The following is a 19874-nucleotide window of genomic DNA, read 5'->3' on the forward strand; positions in this document are numbered from 1 at the left end:
CCGCTGGCCCCTGGGGGCAAGGCGGCCTGCCCGCCAGCGGGAGGGTAAAATGTCAGGATTGCTACGCTTTCTGCTCTAGGCAAGCGGCCCGCGCGACTTTATGCATCACCCCATGCCACGGGGCGGCGCGCGGATCGCGCGCGCTCCGCAGGCCATAAGGGGGGCCGGCGCAAAGCCGGTTCGGGAGAAGGACAAAAGAGAGATGGATCAGCCAACGCAGGACCCGATGGCGGCCAAATCCGCCGTTGCGCGGGGGGGATGGTATGCTTTGGCGCTGGTGTCGCTGACGCAATTGCTCAGCCTGCTGGACCGCAACATTCTGGCGATTCTCTCCCCCCGCATCAAAAAGGATCTGGGCATTGGCGATGCTGAGATGGGGCTGCTCTACGGCACCGTCTTTGCGCTGTTCTATGCGCTGTTCTCGCTGCCGCTGGGGCGGTTGTCGGATGGGTGGCGGCGGACGTGGCTGTTGGCGCTGTGCATTGGCTTCTGGTCGATCTCGACGGGCCTTGCCGCCTTTGCCGCCGGTTTCGCGCTGCTGGCCCTGTCGCGGCTGGGCGTGGGCATTGGCGAGGCGGCCAGCCAGCCGGCCGGGACCAGTCTGGTCTTCGATTACTTTCCCAAGGCGCGGCGCGGTTTTGCCATGGCGATCATTGCCGCGGCGATCGCGGTGGGGCTGGGCTTGTCCAGCATGCTGGGCGGGGTGGCGGCCGATTGGTGGGACACCCATCACGCGGTCGAAGGCGGGATGAAGGGCTGGCAGTTCGCCTTTGTCATTGCCGCGCTGCCGGGGCTGCCGTTGGCGATGCTGTTGTGGCGCATGCCCGAACCGCGCCGGGGCGAAATCGAAGGCATCGTCACCCCGCCTGATCCCGCCCCGTTCCGCGCAGGGGGCGCGCTGTTGGCGGCGGTTTTGCCGGTGACCAACTGGCTGGCGTTGGCCCGCCAAGGCGCCAGTCCGCGCCAGTGGGTGGCCAATCTGGGCGCGCTGGTGCTGATTGTGGCGGCGATGGTGGGGCTGGCCCGGCTGGGCATGGCGGCCTCGCCCCGCCCGCCGCTGGATCTGGGCGGCTTGCTGGTCAGCCCGCATGCGCTGCAATGGGCGGTGGTGGGGTTTGGCCTGTATGTCGTGGTCAATCTGGTGCAATCGCTGAAACTGACCGACGCGCCGGTGCATGCCGTGATGCGCAGCCCCTCGCTGATGATCTGCATGGCGGTGGGGTCGTTGCAAAGCACGATCAACTACGGCTGCATGGCCTTCACCCCCGCGTTCCTGATGAAAACCTATCATCTGTCCCCGGCCGAGGCGGGGTTCCAGTTCGGGCTGTTGTCGGCCGGGCTGGGCGTGGTCGGGCCGCTGATCGCCGGGCCGGTGACCGATTGGGCGCATGTGCGCTTTGCCAATTGGGGCCGGGTGGGTCTGGCGCTGTTTGCCATGGGCGGATCGCCGCTGATCGCGGTGTGGGTGTACCATGCCCCTGACGCGGGCAGCTTTTTCTGGCGGTTCGTGCCCTATAGTCTGGTGCTGACGATGTGGCTGCCGCCGCTGTATGCCACGCTGTATGATCAGGTGCTGCCGCGCATGCGGGGGATTACCGCGTCCACCTATGTGGTGGTGATGACGATCTGCGGGCTGGGCGTGGGGCCCTATGTCGTGGGGATGATTTCCGACGCGGTGGGCGGCAATCTGGGCACGGCCATCCTGTCGATCAATCTGGTGGCGGTGGTGATCGTCGTGCTGTTGATCGCGCTGGGCCTGCGGGTGCGTAGCGATGAGGCAATGCTGATCCCGCGCGCCCGCGCCGCTGGCGAGCCGGTGTAAGGCGGGCGGGGTGAAACAGGCGGGGCCGAAATGGGCAGGGCCGAAATGGGCAGGGCCGAAATGGGCAGGGGTGGCCAATCGGGCGCTTTTGGCATAAGCGGCCTGGCATGATCCGCCTGTCTGACCTGACCCTGCCGCTGAACCATCCCGCCGATGCGATCGAGCCCGCGATCTGCGCCGCTTTGGCCATTGCGCCAGAACGGTTGCGGCGCGTCCATATGGTGCGCCGGGGCAATGACGCGCGCAAGAAATCGGCGATCAAGCTGGTCTATGTCTTTGATGTCGAGGTCGAAGATGAGGGGGAGGTGCTGGCCCGATTCCCCGGTCACAGCCACATCCGCCCGGCGCCCGACACGGCGTATAAATTCCCGGTGATGGCGCCCGATGGCTGGGATGGGCAGCGCCCGGTGGTGATTGGCGCGGGGCCTTGCGGCCTGCTGGCGGCGCTGATTCTGGCGCAAATGGGGCTGAAACCCATCATCATCGAACGTGGCAAGGCGGTGCGCGAGCGGACCAAGGACACCTGGGCGCTGTGGCGCCGCCACGAATTGACGCCTGAATCAAATGTCCAGTTTGGCGAGGGCGGGGCGGGCACCTTCTCGGATGGCAAGCTCTACAGCCGCATCAAGGACCCCCGCCACCTCTCGCGCAAGGTATTGACCGAATTCGTCAAAGCGGGCGCGCCCGATGACATTCTGTACGAGGCGCACCCTCATATCGGCACCTTCCGTCTGGTGACGATGGTGATGTCGATCCGCGAAACGATCGAGGCTTTGGGCGGGGAATACCGTTTCGGCACGCGGGTCGAGGACTTTGCGATTGAGGGCGAGGGCGATGACCGCCACCTGACCGGCCTGCACCTGCGCGATGTGGCCAGCGGGGCGGAAAGCTTTCTGCCCGCCAGCCATTGCGTCATGGCGCTGGGCCATTCGGCGCGCGATACCTTTGCCGTGCTGCACGAACGCGGCGTGTTCATGGAGGCCAAGCCCTTTGCCATCGGCGTGCGGATCGAACACCCGCAAAGCTGGATCGACAAGGCGCGGTTTGGCCCCTGCGCGGGCCATCCGGTACTGGGCGCGGCGGCCTATGCCATTGCGCATCAGGCGTCAAACGGGCGGGCGGTGTACAGTTTCTGCATGTGTCCGGGCGGGCGCGTCGTTGCCGCCACGTCAGAGGAAGGCCGCGTGGTCACCAACGGCATGAGCCAATATTCCCGCGCCGAATTCAACGCCAATTCCGGGCTGGTGGTGACGGTGGACCCCGGCAAGGATTACCCCGAAGACCCGCTGGCGGGCGTTGAATTTCAACGCAAATGGGAAAGTCTGGCGTTTCAGGCGGGCGGCGGCGACTATTGCGCGCCGGGGCAAAAGGTGGGCGATCTGCTGGCGGGCCGCGCGTCTTCGGGCGATTTTGGCGCGGTCATCCCCAGCTACAAGCCGGGGGTAAAGCTGACCGACCTGTCGGCCTGCCTGCCGCCCTATGTGATCGAGGCGATCCGTGAGGCGCTGCCGGTGTTTGGCCGTCAGATCCCCAATTATGACCATCCCGATGTGGTGATGACCGGGGTGGAAACGCGCACGTCCAGCCCGCTGCGCATCACGCGGGGCAAGGATTTTCAGTCGCTTAACACGCGCGGCCTGTATCCGGCCGGTGAAGGCGCGGGCTATGCCGGGGGCATCCTGTCGGCCGCGGTCGACGGCATCCGCGTCGCCGAGGCGCTGGCGGGCGCGGTTCTGGCCTGACGCGGGCTGGGGACAAATACGTCAAATTTCCAAGGGCTGCCCCCTAGTCGCGGGGGGCCTGGCTGAGTATTAAGAAACCGTGAGCGCATCCATTATCATCGGGGAAGACCGCCGGGGCAGCCCGGTGCGGGTCGATATTGAAGAACTGCTGGCCACGCGATTGCTTGTGCAGGGCAATTCGGGGTCGGGCAAATCGCATCTGTTGCGCCGGTTGCTGGAGGAATCCGCGCCTTTGGTGCAACAGGTGGTGATCGACCCGGAAGGGGATTTTGTCACGCTATCTGAACCATTTGGCCACATCGTGGTGGACGGTGCGGACTATGGCACGGCCGAAATCACCCGGTTGGCCGCGCGTATCCGGCAACACCGCGCCAGCGTCATTCTGGCGCTGGACGGGCTGGAGATCGAGGCGCAGATGCGCTGTGCCGCGACGTTTTTGAACGCGCTGTTCGATGCTCCGCGCGAACAATGGTATCCAGCGCTGGTGGTGGTGGACGAGGCGCAGATGTTCGCCCCGGCCGCGGCTGGCGATGTCACGGACGAGGTGCGGCGCCTCTCGCTGTCGGCGATGACCAACCTGATGTGCCGTGGGCGCAAGCGTGGTCTGGCGGGCGTGATCGCCACCCAGCGTTTGGCCAAGCTGGCCAAGAATGTCGCGGCCGAGGCATCCAACTTCTTGATGGGGCGGACTTTTCTGGACATCGACATGCAGCGGGCGGCAGACCTGCTGGGCATGGAACGGCGTCAGGCCGAAGAGATCCGCGATCTGGATCGGGGGCATTTTCTGGGTCTTGGCCCGGCGATCAGCCGGCGTTCGGTGTCGGTCAAGATCGGCGGAGTGCGGACCAAGGCGCGCAGTATCGGCAGCGGCCTGATGCCTTTGCCGGAGTCGTCAGGTGATGAATTACACGCCATTTTGCACGCTGCCCCCACGGCGGAGGAACTGGCGGCGGAGGGAGCGCCCATCCCACATTTCCTTTCCGAACCAAAGCCTTCGGACGTGTTGATCAGCGAGATTGCGAATTTTGCGCTGGCCCCGCTGGCCGGTAGCGAGGAGGAGAGCGACGACGAGCTGGGTCCCGATCTGTTCAAGATCGCCGCCGTCAAGGCTCCGCCCGCCGTCCCGCCCGCCGAAGCGATTGTCATCATGAGCGAGATCATGAGCGACATGGTGGAGGAGCCGGGTTGCACTTTTCAGCCATTGAGTTCGCTGTTTCAGGATTACACTGTGCGTTGCCGGATGAAGCGGATTGGCGCGCATGTCGGTGATGTCACGCAATTCCGCCGCCGTTTTGCCATGGCGGTGGCCGGGATCATGGATCCGACCGATCCGCAATGGGCAGAGCTGCTTGCACTTTCCACGCGGGTGCCGGATGATTTGCTGGCCCCGTTCCTGGTGATGGCGCGCGCCGCATTGGATGGTGCGCCTTGCCCGGACGATGAGGCTTTGGCCGTGGCCTATGGCACGCGCAGCCCCGGCCGCATCCGCCGTTTGCTGGAGCATTTGGAGAAAAACGAGCTGATTGTCGTGAAAAACGACTATGCCGGACGGCGCGCGATTGGCATCCCGCATCTGGGCGTGACCACGGCGGCGGTCTGATCGCGCCCGCAAGGGCGGCGTGACCGCGCCGGGCGCGGGCGGGCGATTTTGTTGTCAATGACTACAATAAGGGCGGCGTAACAATCCAGTTACGCCGCCCTTTTGTCATGCCGGTGATGGCGCGGGATCAGCCCTGACGGCGTTGACCCTGACGCGGGCCACGCTGGCCGCCGTCACGACGCTGGTCTTGGCCACCATCGCGGCGCTGATCACGCTGACCGGCGGGACGTGCGTCACCGCGCGGAGCGGGACGCGCATCACCACGCGGGGCAGGGCGCGCGTCATTGGGGCGGGCCTGACGCGGTGCGGCTTCGGTGTTCACCGCCAGCGGGTCAAAGCTGCTGCCGCCACGGCGGGCGCGCTCTTGTGCGTCGCGGCGTTCGCCACGGGCGCGGTCATTGTCGCGCTGGCTGTGGCTGCGCGCGCCGGGACGGGCGCCGTCACGGTCGGCGCCGGGGCGATGCTTTTCACGGCGCTGTTCGCCGTTGCGGCCGCCGCGGTCACCGCCGCGGTCATTGCGGCCGCGGGCCTGACGCGGAGCGTCCGACACTTCCACGCCGCCGCGCATGCGCTTGGCCGGGGCGGGCAGGCGCGAGGCCTCCACCAGGAAGTTCGCGGGCAGCGGCAGGACGGTCAGCTTGACGCCGGTCAGGCGCTCGATGGCGCGGATATAGGGACGCTCGTCCTCGGCGATGAAGGACAGGGCGATGCCGTCCGCCCCGGCGCGCGCGGTGCGGCCGATGCGGTGCACATATTGTTCGGCAACGTTCGGAATTTCAAAGTTAAAGACGTGGCTGACGCCCGACACGTCAATGCCGCGCGCGGCGATGTCGGTGGCCACCAGCACCTTGATCCGGCCATCGCGAAAGCCCTTGAGCGCGGCGGTGCGCTGCGACTGCGACTTGTCGCCGTGGATCGCGGCGGCCTCGATCCCCGCCGGGGTCAGGAAACGCACCACGCGGTCCGCGCCATGCTTGGTGCGGGTAAAGATGATGGCGCGGTCGATCGGGTCCTGCGCGCCCTCGGCCAGACCGGCGCGCAGCGTCATCGTCAACAGCGCCTGCTTTTCGGCCTGAGAGACGAAGATCGCGTTTTGCGTCACGCGTTCGGCGGTGGTGGCCTGCGGGGCCACTTCAACCTTGACCGGGTTGTTGATGAATTGCTTGCCCAATTCCTCGATCGCCTGCGGCATGGTGGCGCTGAAGAACAGGCTCTGGCGGTTGGGCGGCAGCAGGCGGGCAACGCGCTTCAACGGCTGGATAAAGCCCAGATCCATCATCTGGTCCGCTTCGTCCAGCACGAAGATTTCCACATCGCGCAGCGTCAGCGCGCGCTGGTCGATCAGGTCCAGCAGGCGGCCCGGCGTCGCCACCAGAATGTCGCAGCCCGGCACCAGCGCGCGGGCCTGCTTGCCAGCCGGGACGCCGCCGAAGATGCACTGGATGTTCATCTGCACATGCTTGGCATAGCCGCGCATGTTTTCGGCGATCTGCGCCGCCAGTTCGCGCGTGGGCGAGAGCACCAGCATGCGGCACGAGGCCGACTTGCGCGGCTTGGGGGTGGCGATCAGGCGGTGCAGCGAGGGCAGCGCAAAGGCCGCCGTCTTGCCAGTGCCGGTCTGGGCCAGACCCAGCAGGTCGCGGCCTTCGATCAACGCGGGGATCGACTGGCGCTGGATCGGGGTGGGATCGTCATAGCCCTTGTCGGCCAGAGCGCGCAGCAAAGGGTCGGCCAGGCCGAGTTGCGAAAAATAGGACATGGAAATCTTTCAAAATGCGCCGTCGCGGCCCGGCAAACGCCAGGCCGAAAAGGCAGGGGGCAAATGCCGCAACCCTGCGTGACGAGGAAGCGTTGGGTGACAACAGTTTACGCCGGATATGGTCCGGGGAACGGGGCGGGCGGCGATGGAAAAACGCTGCCCTCACGCTGCCTGTTCCGCGCTGGGGGATGCCCTTTGCGCCGATTTCACATGTTGCGGTACAGCATATTTCGCGCCAATGCAAGATTATTGCGCGGGCGGCGTGATGGTGGCCGATTGCGGGGCCTGTGGCCTTGGGCTATCGCCGGGGGATGGACACACGCATCCCTTTGTTGCGCCCCGCGCGGGCCGATGATCTGGCCGCGCTGGCCGATCTCAAGCGCGCGACTTTTGTCGAGACGTTTGGCCCCACCGGCTTTGCCATCCCCTATCCGGCGGCCGATCTGGCGGCGTTTCTGGCCGATGCCTATGGCCACGCGCGCATCGCCGCCGAAATCGCCGATCCCGCCCATGGTACCTGGGTGGTCGAGGACAGTGACGGGGCGTTGATCGCCTATGCCCATGTTGGTCCGTGCAAATTGCCGCATGCCGATGTGCGGGAGGGCGATGGTGAATTGTACCAGATCTATGTCCTGCGCCGCGCCCAAGGGCTGGGGCTGGGGCGGCGGTTGATGGATGCGGCGATGGCGTTTCTGACCGCGCAGGGGGGCGCTATCTGGATCGGCGTCTGGAGCCAGAACCTGCCGGCACAGCGCTTTTACGCCGCCTATGGCTTTGACCGGGTGGGGGAATATCAATTTGTCGTGGGCGATTGCCGCGATGATGAATTCATCCTGCGGCGGGGATAGGCGGCGGTTGTGAATGCGCGAAAAAGGGGACCGGCCCGGCGCCGATCCCCTTTTCATGGTCTCTGGTCAGGTCCGATGGGCGAACCTGTCTGGTACAGCGTTACAGCAGCTTCCAGGTGACCGGCACGATCACCGCCGCAGCGCCGCCCGGTGGCACCGGCAATTGTCCGGCGCGGGCCGGCATGGCCATCGCTTCCTTGTCCAGCGTGGCCGAACCCGATCCCGAGACCAGTTCTGCCTTTTGCACCTTGCCATCGGCGCCGACAAAGATGCGGACCTTGGCGGTGCCTTCTTCGCCGCGCATCTGGGCGGTGGTGGGATAGGTTTGCTTGGCTGCCAGTGCGCGGGCCACGGCGCGCTGCCAGTCGGGCGTATCGGCCATTGCCGCCGCCGGTGCCAGCATTGCACCCAAAACCCCTACTGCAATCGTCTGCTTAAAAGACAGCATGTATATGCCTTTCTTTCCGTTGAATTTGGCGTTCCCTTCGCGTGATGTCTGTATAGATTCGCGGTATCTAAATCGGGTTTTAGAAAGGTGGTTGGCATATTGGCGCAATGTCATAGGTAAAATTGCGTGATATTTTGACGGAGCCGGCGCAAATCCAGCGAAAAGGCCGCAGGGGTTTCCCCATGCGGCCTTGTATTTTTACGGATGATTTGGTTTGCCTCTGGTCAGAATTCAGACCAGTCCTCTTTGATCTTGACGGCGGCGTTGCCGTCAAAGCTGGGCTGGCTCCGCGGGCGGGTGGGGGGCGCGGCCAGAGGGGGCGCGCTGCGCGCCGGGGCTGGGGCATTGCCGCCGCCGTCCAGCCGGAAACGGCCCAATTGATCGACCAGACGCACCGTTTCCTCCGACAGGTTGTGCGTGCTGGCCGAGCTTTCCTCGACCATGGCGGCGTTTTGCTGGGTGAATTCGTCCATGGATGTGACCATGGACGAGATCTCGTTGATGCCGCTGGCCTGCCGCTGGGCGGCCTCGGCGATTTCGTCCACCAGATGCGAGATGGCGGCGACTTCGCCCACGATCTGGCGCAGCGCGTCGCCGCTGCTGGCCACGAGTTCCACGCCGCCCGAAACCTGTTCGTTGCTGGTGGTGATCAAGGCCTTGATATCCTTGGCAGCGTCCGCGCTGCGTTGGGCCAGCGCCCGCACCTCGTTGGCCACCACGGCAAAGCCTTTGCCCGCGTCACCGGCACGCGCCGCCTCGACCCCGGCGTTCAGCGCCAACAGGTTGGTCTGGAACGCGATGCCGTCGATCACGCCGATGATCTCGGCCATTTCGCGGCTGGAGCTTTCGATGGCCCGCATTGCGCTGATCGCCTGATGGGCGGTGGCGTCGACCGTTTCGGCGGTGCGGCGGGTGGTGGCCAGACGGCTGCTGGTTTGGCGGGTGTTTTCAGCCGTCACCTGAATTGTGTTCGAAAACTCGTTGAGTGTGCGCGAGGTTTCCGCAAGCGAGTTGGCCTGATGCTCGGTCCGCCGCGACAGGTCGGACGAGGCGGCGGCGATCTCGTCGGTGCCGGCGCGGATGGCGTTGCAGCCGGTTACGATGTCGTTCATCACATGGGCCAGACGCGTCACGGCTTCGTTGAAGGTGACATGCAGGCGGCCCAGTTCGCCATGGCCGTTTTCCGCCACGCGATAGGTCAGATTGCCCTGCGCCAGCGCGGTCAGCCCGCCGCCCAGCGCATCGATCGTCACCTGCGCCTGACGGGCGCGCTCGGCTTCGGCGGCGCTGCGGTTGGAATCGGCGGCAAACAGGTCCTTGAAGCTGTCCAGCGCGCGCGCCAGACTGCCCAGTTCATCGCTGCGGTGGGTGCCCGGGACATCAACATGCAGGTCGCCCGCGATCAATTGCTTGACCGCCTCGCTCATGCGGGCGATCGGGCGGGCCAGCGTCTGCATCAACAGGCCCAGCATCGCCAGCGCGATCAGCACGCCCCCGCCCGCAGCGCCGATGATGAACTGGCGCGCCTGGGCATAGATCTGTTCGGCCTGGGCGGACACAGCGGCCGCGCCCTTGGTGTTCAGGTCGATCAGTTGGAGGATGTCATCCTCCATGGTGTAGAAATTCGACAGCGAATCGCCGGCAAACAGCGTGGCCGCCGCCGCATCGCCCGCGCTGGACATCGCCAGCAGCCGTTCGTTTTCGGCGGTATAGGTGCCCCAATCCTGTTGCAGCTTGGCAAAGGCGGCCTTTTGTTCGGGCGTGGTGACCAGCTTGCCATAGTCACTCAGCATGCGGTCGATGGCCTGCTGGGCATTGGCGATCAGCTTGGCGCCACGGGCCTTTTTCTGGGGTGTTTCGGCGGTCACATGCTCGCTTTGCCGGATGCGGTACTGCGAGGCATAGGCGTGGATGTCGCCGATCAACTGCGAGGCGGGCAACCAGCGGCTGCGCAGTTCCATCGCCCGCTCGTTGACTTCCCCGATCTTGACCAAGGCAAATCCGCCCATGCCGATCATCGCCAGCAGCAGGACGGCAAAGCAGGCCAGCAATTTGGCCGATATTCCCAGACGAGGCAAACCATGTCTCCCCAAAACAATTCGCGCAGATCTGCCTATATCGGACAAATACTCACGGAATCGTCGGCGCGGATTGGGGAGCATTACGGGGAATACCGGTTACATTCTCCTAGGATATGCCCTGACGCGCGGGTCAAAAGCCCCGCGTGCCATTTGGTCCGCGCGGGTCAAAAGCCCCGCGTGCCATTTGGTCCGCGCGGGTTAAAAACCCCGCGTGCCATTTCGTCCGCGCGGGTCAAAAGCCCCGCGCGAGGCCCTCGCGCCGGGGGTCTGCGCCGCCGACATATTGCCGCTCGCCGCCCGGCCCGCGCCGCACGACAAAGGCATGCAGGCCCGAATTTTCGCCCCGCCCCGATTGCAACGGCATCCCCCGCGCCGCCAGTGCGGCCGCGATGTCCGGCGCAAAGGCATCCGCGCCATAGCGATCGCCATTGGCCACCAGATTGGGCAGCGCCACCGCGTCCTGCGGCGCCATTTTCCAGTCCAGCATCGCCACCGTCGCCTTTAACACATAGGCGATGATCGACGAACCGCCCGGCGATCCCACCGCGCCCGCCAATTGGCCATCCGGGGTCAGGATGATCAGCGGGCTCATGCTGGAGCGCGGACGCTTGCCCGGCGCCAGCGCGTTGGCGGCCGGCGTGCCGTCCTGCGCCACCGGCGCCCAGCTAAAGTCAGTCAACTGGTTGTTCAGGAAAAAGCCGTCAACCATCCGCCCGCTGCCAAACAGGCTTTCAACCGTGCTGGTCATCGACACGGCATTGCCCTGTGTGTCGACGATGGCGAAATGGCTGGTCCCGCCCGGTTCGCGGGTGGCATCGGGCGCGGGGCATGCCGCGCCGGGACAGGGCGCGTCGGCGGGCGTGCCATAGGTCACAGGCGTGGCCATCGGCCCGATCAGCCCGGCGCGCGCCTTGAGGTAATCATTGGCCAGCAACCCGGCCGGAAAGCGCACAAAGGCGGGGTCGCCTTCGTAACGGTCGCGGTCGGCATAGGCCAGGCGGCTGGCCTGCGCCAACAGATACCAGCCCTGCGGATCGGCGGGGCCGCTGTGGTCGATCGCGGTATGGGCCAGAATGCCCAGCCCCTGTTGCACCACCACGCCGCCCGACGGCGCCTGGGGCGAGCAGATGACATGGCGGCGATAGGGGCGGCACAGCGCCTCGGTGCGGCGGGGCTGATAGGTGGCCAGATCGGCCAGCGTCATGCTGGACGGGTTGGGCCCCTGACGCAACCGCGCGACGATGCGTTCGGCCACAGGTCCCGTCAGGATGCCCGCCGCGCCCTTTAACGCGATGCGGTCCAGCGTTTGGCCATAGGCGCGGTTGATCAGCCGGTCGCCCGCCTGATAGCGTGTGCCATCCGGCTTGGTAAAATAGGCCGTGGCGTCCGCCCCTTGGGCCTGTGGCGCGCCGCTGGCGATCATGCCTGCCAATCGGGGCGAAACGATAAAGCCCTCCATCGCCAATTGCCGGGCGGGCACGAAAAGGCTGCGCCATGGCAGGTGGCCATGGTCTTTTTGCGCCATTTCCAGCATGGCGACCGCGCCCGGAACGCCAGTGGAAATGCCCCCCGTCACCGCCACCGGATAGGTCATCAGCCGCCCGTCCGGCCCATAGAACTGGCGCGGATCGGCGCCCTTTGGCGCGACCTCGCGGCCGTCATAGGCGGTGACTTTGCGCGTTTTGGCATCGTAATGCACCATGAACGCGCCGCCGCCCAAACCACTGCTTTGCGGTTCGACCAGACCCAGCACCGCCTGCACCGCCACCGCCGCGTCCACCGCCGTGCCGCCCGCGCGCAGCACCTGCAAGCCTGCCTGTACCGCCAACGGATTGGCCGCCACCACCATCGCATGGGCCGCCACGCCCGCTTGGCGTGAGGCGGGTTTTGCGGGCAGGGGTTGGGCGGGCAGGGGTTGGGCGGGCAGGGCGCTGGGCGCGCCCAGCCCGGTCAGCGCCGCCAGCACCAGCGCCACTGGCCAGCGGCGGCGCGGCACAACAGGGGCGATGGGCAGGGGCATGGCGGAACGGGGCACGCGATGTTCTCCGAAAGGCGGGCGGGGGCCGTGAGGCGGCCGATCAGGATAGGGATATCCGGCCGCCTTGGCAAAGTGTTAAGCGTGGCCATGGTAGGTCTGCGCAGATGACCGCCACCAGCCCTGCCGATCCCCGTCGCATGCCCCGACTGCCCGTCCATCTGATGGCGCGGTGCCGCACGGCTGCCGGGATGCGCGATGCGGCGGTGCTGACCGATATTTCGACGCAGGGCTGTGGCCTGCGGCTGCACAGTTTGCATGTGACAAGAGGGATGCGCGTGCTGATCCGCCCTGATGGGTTGGAAGCCATTCCCGGCGTTGTGCGCTGGATCGCGGGCGAACAGGTGGGGGTGGAATTTGACGCGCCGCTGTATGGGCCGGTGGTCGATTTTCTGGCCCGCACCTATGACGCGGCGCGCGCGGCCGGGACTGGCGCGCCGGACTAACCGCGTTTGGCCAGCGCCATCCTTTCGGCCACCACCGGATAGCCCAGCCCTTCGGGGATGGTCAGCCATTCCTCGCCCGCCTGCTGCACGATGCGGGCGCGGATGATCGGCATGGGCGTTGCGCGCGCGTGGTCGGCCGCATCGGCATAGCAGGCAAAGCGCGCCAGCCGCTCCAGATTGCGCCGGGTGGGAAAGATCACCGACAATTCCCCCGCCTCATCCCCGCGCAGCGTATCGGCGGCGCTGCTCCAGAACGCGCGGGTGTTTTCGGTGGTGTCGGCCGCGATGTCCACCGCGCCCGTGCCGATGTCGATCAGATAGAACCGCGTGTCGAACCGCCGCACCGGATTGGACCGCCACCGGGCAAAAGGCACCAGCGCGTCGGGCAGCACCTGCCAGCCCATCGCCGTCAGCATTGGCGCCAGCGCGCCCGCCTGTTGCAGCACATCGCGCGCGCGTGCGGCGCAGGCCGCGGTGATCGCTGCGCCATTGTCCGCGCGCAACCCCACCGCCAGCCCGGTCTCCTCCAGCGTTTCGCGGATGGCGGCGATGCGTCCGGCCATGTCCTCGGCCTCGATCGCGGGGTGGGCGCTGGCCAGCGTGGCGGCCAGATCCATGTCGGCCGGGTCCACCCGACCGCCGGGAAAGACGCAGGCGCCCCCGGCAAAACGCATCGCGCGGGCGCGTTGCACCATCAGCAATTCGGGCGGGCCGCCCGCCGCACCATGGCGAAAGATCACCAGCGTGGCGGCGGGCACCCAAGGGGCGTTCTCGTCAGGGGTATGGCTCATGGCGCGCAGTGGTGGCGCAGCGCCCGCCCGATTGGCAAGCGGCAAAAGGGGCAGGATGGTGGGATCGGGGGCAGGTGTCGGCTTTTTTACAGGGGGAGGCGGGGGATTTGTCGGAACACTTTACACTTGGCGCGGCGGTGATTTTTGCCAAAGCGGTGAAAATGCCGATTTTCTGCGGTTCTGCGAAATTGGCACGGGCTATGCATAGTCTGTTGTACCCCAAGCAGTCTCGAATTGGGGGGCACCGCACCCGGTCTCCGCGATGCCCTCCTTCCCGTTTCGAGCAACATGGCGGGGCCGAAACGGTCTCCTCGGCCCCGCCAGTCCCCCCGTCGCCCCGATGATGTTTTCCCAGTCTCCATCATCGGGGCGGCCGCGGGCCCTTTTCCCCCAAACAGCGCACAGCAAAAAGGCCGCCCCGGACAGGGCGGCCTTTGTCGCGTCATGGGGTGGGGCGTTTGGCCCCGTGATTAGCCCTGTGCGGCGATGCCGTTGTCGGCCAGCACGGCGGCCAGTTCGCCCGCCTCATACATCTCCATCATGATGTCGCTGCCGCCCAGAAACTCACCCTTCACATACAGCTGGGGGATCGTCGGCCAGTCGGAATAGGCCTTGATGCCCTGACGGATGTCCATGTCCTGCAACACGTCCACGCCGTGGAACTCCACGCCCAGACGTTCCAGAATGCCCACCGCGCGGCTGGAAAAGCCACATTGCGGGAACAGCGGCGTGCCCTTCATGAACAGCACGACGTCATGGCTGTTGACGATGTCGGCGATGCGGGCGTTGGTGTCGGTCATGGTCGGTGTCCTGATGGCTGCGCCGGGGGCGGCGGGAAAATCGGGGGTATCGGGAAAATGCGCGGCTTTGCCGGCCGCGTCAACCGGGGGGCGGGGCGATCACGCCCGCTTGGTTCAGGCCAGCTTGGTTCAGGCTGGCAGGGCGGTGGTCAGTTGCAGCGCGTGCAATTCCCCGCCCATGCGCCCGCCCAAAGCGGCAAACACCAGCTTGTGCTGGGCGATGCGGGGTTTGCCGGTGAAGGCTGCCGAAACGACATGCGCGGCGTAATGATCGCCATCGCCCGCCAGATCGGTGATGGTCACCTGGGCATCGGGCAAAGCGGCGCGGATCAGCTCTTCGATCTGATGAGCGGGCATGGGCATGGGGGCGTTCCTGTACAGCAATCGGCGGGCCGGACTGGCCTGCGGTTAGGCCCGCATATGGGGGCGCGCGGCGCGTCTGCCAAGAGGGCGCGCCATCAGGCGTCAGGCCGCCGCCCGATGGCCCCGCGCAGGGCCTCCGGCGACGGTGACGTGGGTTTGTTATGCCTTACGCCTCGCCCATCAGCGCGCGGCGGGCCTCGATTTCCTTGACCTTCATGGCGGCGCGCACCTGCGCCTCATCGGCGTCCAGCCCGGCGCTGATCAGGTCGCCCAGAATCTTGCGGATGACATCCTCGTCGCCCGCTTCCTCAAAATCGGCCTGCACCACGCTCTTGGCATAGGCCTCCGCCTCTGCCGGCGAGAGCGACATGCGCTCGGCCGCCCAAGCGCCCATCAGGCGGTTGCGGCGGGCATGGATGCGGAATTCCATTTCCTCATCATGGGCAAACTTGGCTTCCTCGGCGCGTTCGCGGTCGTTGAAGGTAGTCATGTCAGGCGGTGTCCCCTTGTTTCCTATAGGCGATAGAGCCCGATGCCGCACAGGGTCAATCCCTGATTGGCGCCTGATCGGTGGTGCCCCGCCGAACCGGCTCTGGCGCTATGGGCCCTGTTGCTATGGCCCTGTCGCTAAGGGCAGTGCAGCAGGGTGCGGGGGCGATGTCATTGCGCGGGCGCAAAGCCGTGGTGCGTAAAGACAAAAGCCCCGCCACGGACGATGCCGGGGCGGGGCCTTGGCGTTGGGGCGGGCGGCCGGTGTTTAGGCGGCGCCGGCCAGAAACGGCAGGTTTTGCGCCACCTTGGCCTCATGCGCGGCGATGGCGGCGTCGCGCGCCAGCGTCAGCCCCACCTCGTCCAGACCTTCCAGCAGGCAATGCTTGCGGAACGGGTCGATCTCAAAGCTGAAACGGTCCTGGAACGGCGTCGTGACGGTCTGGGTTTCCAGATCGATGTCGATCGGCTGCTCCTGCGCCACTTCCATCAGGCGGTCGATCGCCTCCTGCGGCAGGCACACGGTCAGGATGCCGTTCTTGAACGCGTTGCCCGAAAAGATGTCGGAAAAGCTGGGGGCGATAACGCAGGTGATGCCCAGATCCAGCAGCGCCCATGCGGCGTGCTCACGGCTGGAGCCGCAGCCGAAATTGTCGCCCGCGATCAGGATCGGGCTGCCGGCAAATTCGGCCGAATCGAAAATATTGGCCGGGTCTTCGCGCAGCGCCTCGAACGCGCCCTTGCCCAAACCCTCACGCGTGATGGTCTTCAGCCAGCGGGCCGGGATGATGACGTCGGTGTCGACGTTCTTTCGGCCGAACGGGATCGCGCGGCCGGAAACTTGGCGGATGGGGTTCATGGGTGGTCAGCCTTTGGTCGACAAATCAGCGGGACATCAATCGGTTTCGGGCGCATCTTCGGGATGACTGGGAGTCTCGTTCGCCTTGGCCTTGCGGCGCGAGACGTACAGGACCGCCGCGGCCAGCGCGGCTGAACCGATGGCGGCACCGGCCAGCGCGGCAGCGTTGGTCCAGGTCTTGGCGGACTTTTCCTTGGGTTCAGTCATACCGTTTCATATGTATCCACCCAGCGGCACGCGCAAGAGGTGGCTTCCCGAAATTCTGACCGTTTCCGTGCCCCCTGTGGCCTATTGCCAGTGCTCGGGGTGAACCGGGCGCTGGCCCTTGGCGCGGGCGGCCTTGGCCTGTTCATACAGCGCCAGATTGTGCTCCATCGCCTCGATCGAGCTTTGGCGGATCGAGCGGTGGATCGAACGGTGCAGCCGGGGCGAGAGCAGCAGGCGCAAACCCACGCCGCCTATCACCAGCACGCCGCCGATCACCGTTTCAACCAAATGGTTCATGCTGAGCCTTGATCCCCCAACGGCGTCTTTGCCGCAGGGATGTCATGGCCCGATGACGCTGAAGCCTTGGTTCCCGATCAGGGTTAACGGAAATCCGGTCAAATGTTTACCTTCTCTGGCGGGGGCCGTGGGGCGTCCCGCCAGAGGGGTGGTTGGTTCAGTTGGTCAGGCTGCGCACATCGGTCAGCTTGCCCGTGACGGCGGCGGCGGCGGCCATGGCGGGCGACACCAGATGGGTGCGCGCGCCCGGACCTTGCCGCCCGACAAAGTTGCGGTTCGACGTGCTCGCGCAACGCTCGCCAGCGGGCACCTTGTCCGGGTTCATGCCAAGGCAGGCCGAACAGCCCGGCTCGCGCCATTCGATCCCGGCCTCGACAAAGATCTTGTCCAGACCTTCGGCCTCGGCCTGCGCCTTGACCAGACCCGAACCGGGGACGATGATCGCCCACTTGATGTTCGGGTGCTTCTTGCGGCCCTTGAGCACTTCGGCAGCGGCGCGCAGATCCTCGATGCGGCTGTTGGTGCAGCTGCCGATGAAGATGTTCTGCACTTCCAGCTCGTCCATGCGCTGACCCGGCGTCAGGCCCATATATTCCAGGCTCTTGCGCGCGGCGTCCTGCTTGGACGCATCGGCAAAGCTTTCGGGCGCGGGGACCACGCCGCCGATGGCGACGGTATCCTCGGGGCTGGTGCCCCATGTCACGGTGGGCTGTACATCGGCCGCGTTGATCACCACGCTCTTGTCAAAGGTCGCGCCCTCGTCGGTGCGCAGGCTGTTCCACCAGGCCACGGCCTTGTCCCATGCCTCGCCCTTGGGCGCCATCGGGCGGCCCTGGACATAGGCGATGGTCTTGGCGTCCGGCGCGACCAGGCCAGCGCGCGCGCCAGCCTCGATCGACATGTTGCACACCGTCAGACGACCCTCGATGCTCATCTCCTCGAACACCTTGCCGCGGTATTCGATGACATGGCCCGTGCCGCCGGCCGTGCCAACCACGCCGATGATGTGCAGGATCAGGTCCTTGGACGAAAGGCCGGCGGGCAGGTCGCCCTCGACGCGCACTTCCATCGTCTTGGACTGCTTGAGCAGCAGGGTTTGGGTGGCCAGCACATGTTCGACCTCGGAAGTGCCGATGCCAAAAGCCAGCGCGCCCAGACCGCCGTGGCAGGCGGTGTGGCTGTCGCCGCACACGATCGTCGCGCCGGGCAGCGAAAAGCCCTGTTCCGGGCCGACGACATGGACGATGCCCTGTTCCGCGTCCGCGTCACCGATGTAGCGGATGCCAAAAGCGGGGGCATTGGCCTCCAGCGCTTCGAGCTGCTGCGCGCTTTCGGCATCGGCGATCGGCACGCGGGCGCCTGTCGCGGTGCGGCGCGGGGTGGTGGGCAGGTTGTGATCGGGCACCGCCAGCGTCAGGTCGGGGCGGCGAACCTTGCGGCCTGACGTGCGGAGCGACTCGAAAGCCTGCGGGCTGGTGACTTCATGCACCAGATGGCGGTCGATATAGATCAGGCAGGTGCCATCGTCGCGGCGTTCGACAACGTGGGCGTCCCAGATCTTTTCGTAAAGCGTGCGCGCGGTGTTGGTCATAATGCCGCCGACCTAGGACCGGGCGCGCCGAATGGCAAGGGTTTGTGCTTGCGTCAAAGCGCGCAAAGCTTTGCAGCGCGGGGGCGGGGCGCGGCCCTGTCCGACAGGCGGAAAACGGGTGTGACCTTTTGCCCGTCTGGTCAGGCGCAGGCGGTGGGGGTATGGTGGCGGCCATGTCGACCCTTGCCGCGCTCTCGATCATCATTGCCACCTTCCTGATCATGGAGGGCGTGGCGTGGTCCGCCCACAAATACATCATGCACGGCTGGGGCTGGGGCTGGCACCGGGATCATCACGAACGCCACGACCGCCTGCTGGAAAAGAACGACCTGTACGCGCTGGTGGGCGCGGCGATGAGCATCAGCGCCTTTGTCATCGGCAGCCCGATGATCATGGGGGCGAACGCCTGGGCACCGGGCACGTTCATCGGGCTGGGCATTTTGGCCTATGGCGTGGTCTATTCGCTGATCCACGATGGGCTGATCCACCAGCGCTATTTCCGATACGTCCCCAAGCGCGGCTATGCCAAGCGGCTGGTGCAGGCGCACAAGCTGCACCATGCGACCGTGGGCAAGGAAGGCGGCGTCTCGTTCGGCTTCGTCTTTGCCCGCGATCCGGCCGCGTTGAAACGCGATCTGGCCGAGCAGCGCAAGGCCGGCATCGCCGTGGTGCGCGAGGCCGATCTGGGCTGAGCGCGCCCATGTGATACAGAACCCGAACCTCTTGCCGTAAAAAAAAGCCCGGACCGCGCATGTGCGGTCCGGGCAAGTATAAAGGATTTCAGCAAGCTGATCATCCTTCGGGTCGCGTTAGGTAAATATACAGTGCGTTACGGCGCTGCATCCCCCGTTTGGGGGATGGTGGCAGTGACGATGGAAAAACTCGCATCAGGCGGGGCCGCGCGGGCAGGCTATTCGGCGCGGGTCCAGATCCACGAGCCCGACAGCGCCATCACGCCCACAGGGATCAGCACCCATGGCCATCCAGCGGTCAGCGCGGTGATCGCCACAGACACGCCCATGGCGGTCAGCGCGGCGATCTTGGCCCGGCGGGGGATGGCGCGGCGTTCGCGCCATTGGCGCAGCGGCGGGCCATAGGAGGGGTGGTGTAACAGGCGCTGTTCCCACGCCGGGTTCGACCGCGCGAAAAAGAACAGCGCCAGCAGCAGAAACGGCACCGTGGGCAGCAGTGGCAGGAAAGCGCCCACCACCCCCAGACCGACAAAGAACAGGCCCGCCGCCCGATAGAGGTGGCGGCGCATCGGCCGATCAGGCCTGAACGTCCAGCCCGGCGATGCGGGCGGCGTGTTGCCGGATCAGGGCGATCATGTTGGGCACACCCTGCGTGCGGTTGCTGGACAACTGGTTCTTCAGGTCAAACGGGGCCAGAGCGGCGGCAATGTCCATGCCCGCGACATCGGCGGCGGGCTGGCCCTGCACCGCGGCCAGCACCAGCGCGATGATGCCCTTGGTGATGGCGGCGTTGCTGTCGGCCAGAAAGTGCAAGCGGCCCGCTTCGCCCGGCGCGGGATAGACCCATACGCTGGCCGAACAGCCGCGCACCAGCGTCGCGTCGGTTTTCAGCGCGTCGGGCATCGGCTCCAGCGCGCGCCCCAGTTCGATCAGCAGGCGATAGCGTTCATCGGCGTCAAGGAAGTCATATTCCTCGAAAATGTCATTCAGCGTGCGCATGGACC

General features: G+C 66.0%; 20 protein-coding genes. 6 read left to right on the forward strand and 14 right to left on the reverse strand.

Going from position 1 to position 19874, the window contains the following annotated elements:
- Nucleotides 1-202 precede the first annotated feature (202 nt).
- The 3 genes from GTZ99_RS02740 (at nucleotide 203) to GTZ99_RS02750 (ending at nucleotide 5164) form a co-directional block, all read left to right on the forward strand.
- Nucleotides 203-1822, forward strand: a complete 1620-nt coding sequence (locus tag GTZ99_RS02740; protein ID WP_227711032.1) for an MFS transporter — start codon at nucleotides 203-205, stop codon at nucleotides 1820-1822.
- A 107-nt stretch (nucleotides 1823-1929) separates the two neighbouring features.
- The gene (locus tag GTZ99_RS02745) at nucleotides 1930-3564 is read left to right on the forward strand and encodes an NAD(P)/FAD-dependent oxidoreductase (RefSeq protein WP_161716736.1); all 1635 of its coding nucleotides are present in this window, start codon (nucleotides 1930-1932) and stop codon (nucleotides 3562-3564) included.
- Nucleotides 3565-3643: 79 nt separating this feature from the next.
- The gene (locus GTZ99_RS02750; RefSeq protein WP_161716737.1) at nucleotides 3644-5164 is read left to right on the forward strand and encodes a helicase HerA domain-containing protein; all 1521 of its coding nucleotides are present in this window, start codon (nucleotides 3644-3646) and stop codon (nucleotides 5162-5164) included.
- A gap of 127 nt (nucleotides 5165-5291) precedes the next feature.
- On the opposite strand, the gene GTZ99_RS02755 is transcribed toward GTZ99_RS02750, so the two are convergent.
- On the reverse strand, nucleotides 5292-6923 hold the full coding sequence (locus GTZ99_RS02755; RefSeq protein WP_161716738.1) for a DEAD/DEAH box helicase: 1632 nt from the start codon (nucleotides 6921-6923) through the stop codon (nucleotides 5292-5294).
- A gap of 311 nt (nucleotides 6924-7234) precedes the next feature.
- On the opposite strand from GTZ99_RS02755, the gene GTZ99_RS02760 reads away from it, so the two are divergent.
- The gene (locus GTZ99_RS02760) at nucleotides 7235-7771 is read left to right on the forward strand and encodes a GNAT family N-acetyltransferase (RefSeq protein WP_227711033.1); all 537 of its coding nucleotides are present in this window, start codon (nucleotides 7235-7237) and stop codon (nucleotides 7769-7771) included.
- A 100-nt stretch (nucleotides 7772-7871) separates the two neighbouring features.
- Here GTZ99_RS02760 and GTZ99_RS02765 read toward each other — a convergent pair whose 3' ends face one another.
- The 3 genes from GTZ99_RS02765 to GTZ99_RS02775 form a co-directional block, all read right to left on the reverse strand.
- Entirely contained in the window at nucleotides 7872-8174 is a 303-nt protein-coding gene (locus GTZ99_RS02765) for an energy transducer TonB (protein ID WP_227711034.1), read from the reverse strand.
- Between the two features lie 269 nt (nucleotides 8175-8443).
- Nucleotides 8444-10297 carry a methyl-accepting chemotaxis protein gene (locus tag GTZ99_RS02770; protein ID WP_161716740.1) on the reverse strand — a complete coding sequence of 618 codons (1854 nt, stop codon included), beginning with the start codon at nucleotides 10295-10297 and terminating at the stop codon, nucleotides 8444-8446.
- Nucleotides 10298-10532: 235 nt separating this feature from the next.
- Nucleotides 10533-12320 carry a gamma-glutamyltransferase family protein gene (locus GTZ99_RS02775; RefSeq protein ID WP_161716741.1) on the reverse strand — a complete coding sequence of 596 codons (1788 nt, stop codon included), beginning with the start codon at nucleotides 12318-12320 and terminating at the stop codon, nucleotides 10533-10535.
- A 122-nt stretch (nucleotides 12321-12442) separates the two neighbouring features.
- Between GTZ99_RS02775 and GTZ99_RS02780 the strand changes: the two genes are divergently transcribed.
- On the forward strand, nucleotides 12443-12781 hold the full coding sequence (locus GTZ99_RS02780; RefSeq protein ID WP_227711035.1) for a PilZ domain-containing protein: 339 nt from the start codon (nucleotides 12443-12445) through the stop codon (nucleotides 12779-12781).
- Here the strand turns inward: GTZ99_RS02780 and GTZ99_RS02785 are convergent.
- The 8 genes from GTZ99_RS02785 to leuC form a co-directional block, all read right to left on the reverse strand.
- A complete protein-coding gene (locus tag GTZ99_RS02785) occupies nucleotides 12778-13572 on the reverse strand; it encodes an NUDIX hydrolase (protein ID WP_161716742.1) in 795 nt (264 codons plus the stop codon). The genes GTZ99_RS02780 and GTZ99_RS02785 overlap by 4 nt on opposite strands.
- 470 nt (nucleotides 13573-14042) lie before the next feature.
- Nucleotides 14043-14372 (reverse strand): Grx4 family monothiol glutaredoxin, encoded by a 330-nt coding sequence (grxD, locus tag GTZ99_RS02790; protein ID WP_161716743.1) that lies wholly within the window; start codon nucleotides 14370-14372, stop codon nucleotides 14043-14045.
- 129 nt (nucleotides 14373-14501) lie between these two features.
- The gene (locus GTZ99_RS02795; protein WP_161716744.1) at nucleotides 14502-14735 is read right to left on the reverse strand and encodes a BolA/IbaG family iron-sulfur metabolism protein; all 234 of its coding nucleotides are present in this window, start codon (nucleotides 14733-14735) and stop codon (nucleotides 14502-14504) included.
- A 166-nt stretch (nucleotides 14736-14901) separates the two neighbouring features.
- Nucleotides 14902-15225, reverse strand: a complete 324-nt coding sequence (locus GTZ99_RS02800; protein WP_161716745.1) for a DUF1476 domain-containing protein — start codon at nucleotides 15223-15225, stop codon at nucleotides 14902-14904.
- 267 nt (nucleotides 15226-15492) lie between these two features.
- On the reverse strand, nucleotides 15493-16083 hold the full coding sequence (leuD, locus tag GTZ99_RS02805; RefSeq protein ID WP_161716746.1) for a 3-isopropylmalate dehydratase small subunit: 591 nt from the start codon (nucleotides 16081-16083) through the stop codon (nucleotides 15493-15495).
- Nucleotides 16084-16119: 36 nt separating this feature from the next.
- The gene (locus GTZ99_RS16715; RefSeq protein WP_201742341.1) at nucleotides 16120-16290 is read right to left on the reverse strand and encodes a hypothetical protein; all 171 of its coding nucleotides are present in this window, start codon (nucleotides 16288-16290) and stop codon (nucleotides 16120-16122) included.
- Nucleotides 16291-16371: 81 nt separating this feature from the next.
- A complete protein-coding gene (locus GTZ99_RS02810) occupies nucleotides 16372-16587 on the reverse strand; it encodes a hypothetical protein (protein ID WP_161716747.1) in 216 nt (71 codons plus the stop codon).
- Nucleotides 16588-16744: 157 nt separating this feature from the next.
- Nucleotides 16745-18178, reverse strand: coding sequence for a 3-isopropylmalate dehydratase large subunit (leuC, locus tag GTZ99_RS02815; RefSeq protein ID WP_161716748.1), 1434 nt, complete (start codon nucleotides 18176-18178; stop codon nucleotides 16745-16747).
- A gap of 173 nt (nucleotides 18179-18351) precedes the next feature.
- Here leuC and GTZ99_RS02820 point away from each other — a divergent pair, with 173 nt between their 5' ends.
- Complete coding sequence (locus tag GTZ99_RS02820) at nucleotides 18352-18870, forward strand: sterol desaturase family protein (protein ID WP_161716749.1); 519 nt, start codon at nucleotides 18352-18354, stop codon at nucleotides 18868-18870.
- Nucleotides 18871-19088: 218 nt separating this feature from the next.
- On the opposite strand, the gene GTZ99_RS02825 is transcribed toward GTZ99_RS02820, so the two are convergent.
- The gene (locus tag GTZ99_RS02825) at nucleotides 19089-19439 is read right to left on the reverse strand and encodes a YbaN family protein (RefSeq protein WP_161716750.1); all 351 of its coding nucleotides are present in this window, start codon (nucleotides 19437-19439) and stop codon (nucleotides 19089-19091) included.
- A 7-nt stretch (nucleotides 19440-19446) separates the two neighbouring features.
- Nucleotides 19447-19869: a SufE family protein gene (locus GTZ99_RS02830; protein ID WP_161716751.1), complete on the reverse strand. Its 423-nt coding sequence runs from the start codon at nucleotides 19867-19869 to the stop codon at nucleotides 19447-19449.
- Nucleotides 19870-19874 lie beyond the last annotated feature (5 nt).

It is taken from the genome of Novosphingobium ovatum, from assembly GCF_009909235.1.
GTDB classification, from domain to species: Bacteria; Pseudomonadota; Alphaproteobacteria; order Sphingomonadales; family Sphingomonadaceae; genus Novosphingobium; species Novosphingobium ovatum.

Coding starts and splice junctions, on each gene's coding strand:
- GTZ99_RS02745 (WP_161716736.1), top strand. CDS start 1,930: ATGATCCGCCTGTCTGACCTGACCCTGCCGCTGAACCATCCCGCCGAT.
- leuD (WP_161716746.1), bottom strand. CDS start 16,083: ATGAACCCCATCCGCCAAGTTTCCGGCCGCGCGATCCCGTTCGGCCGA.
- GTZ99_RS02765 (WP_227711034.1), bottom strand. CDS start 8,174: ATGCTGGCACCGGCGGCGGCAATGGCCGATACGCCCGACTGGCAGCGC.
- GTZ99_RS02780 (WP_227711035.1), top strand. CDS start 12,443: ATGACCGCCACCAGCCCTGCCGATCCCCGTCGCATGCCCCGACTGCCC.
- leuC (WP_161716748.1), bottom strand. CDS start 18,178: ATGACCAACACCGCGCGCACGCTTTACGAAAAGATCTGGGACGCCCAC.
- GTZ99_RS02820 (WP_161716749.1), top strand. CDS start 18,352: ATGTCGACCCTTGCCGCGCTCTCGATCATCATTGCCACCTTCCTGATC.
- GTZ99_RS02755 (WP_161716738.1), bottom strand. CDS start 6,923: ATGTCCTATTTTTCGCAACTCGGCCTGGCCGACCCTTTGCTGCGCGCT.
- GTZ99_RS16715 (WP_201742341.1), bottom strand. CDS start 16,290: ATGACTGAACCCAAGGAAAAGTCCGCCAAGACCTGGACCAACGCTGCC.
- GTZ99_RS02800 (WP_161716745.1), bottom strand. CDS start 15,225: ATGACTACCTTCAACGACCGCGAACGCGCCGAGGAAGCCAAGTTTGCC.
- GTZ99_RS02785 (WP_161716742.1), bottom strand. CDS start 13,572: ATGAGCCATACCCCTGACGAGAACGCCCCTTGGGTGCCCGCCGCCACG.
- GTZ99_RS02825 (WP_161716750.1), bottom strand. CDS start 19,439: ATGCGCCGCCACCTCTATCGGGCGGCGGGCCTGTTCTTTGTCGGTCTG.
- GTZ99_RS02740 (WP_227711032.1), top strand. CDS start 203: ATGGATCAGCCAACGCAGGACCCGATGGCGGCCAAATCCGCCGTTGCG.
- GTZ99_RS02795 (WP_161716744.1), bottom strand. CDS start 14,735: ATGCCCATGCCCGCTCATCAGATCGAAGAGCTGATCCGCGCCGCTTTG.
- GTZ99_RS02830 (WP_161716751.1), bottom strand. CDS start 19,869: ATGCGCACGCTGAATGACATTTTCGAGGAATATGACTTCCTTGACGCC.
- grxD (WP_161716743.1), bottom strand. CDS start 14,372: ATGACCGACACCAACGCCCGCATCGCCGACATCGTCAACAGCCATGAC.
- GTZ99_RS02810 (WP_161716747.1), bottom strand. CDS start 16,587: ATGAACCATTTGGTTGAAACGGTGATCGGCGGCGTGCTGGTGATAGGC.
- GTZ99_RS02775 (WP_161716741.1), bottom strand. CDS start 12,320: ATGCCCCTGCCCATCGCCCCTGTTGTGCCGCGCCGCCGCTGGCCAGTG.
- GTZ99_RS02760 (WP_227711033.1), top strand. CDS start 7,235: ATGGACACACGCATCCCTTTGTTGCGCCCCGCGCGGGCCGATGATCTG.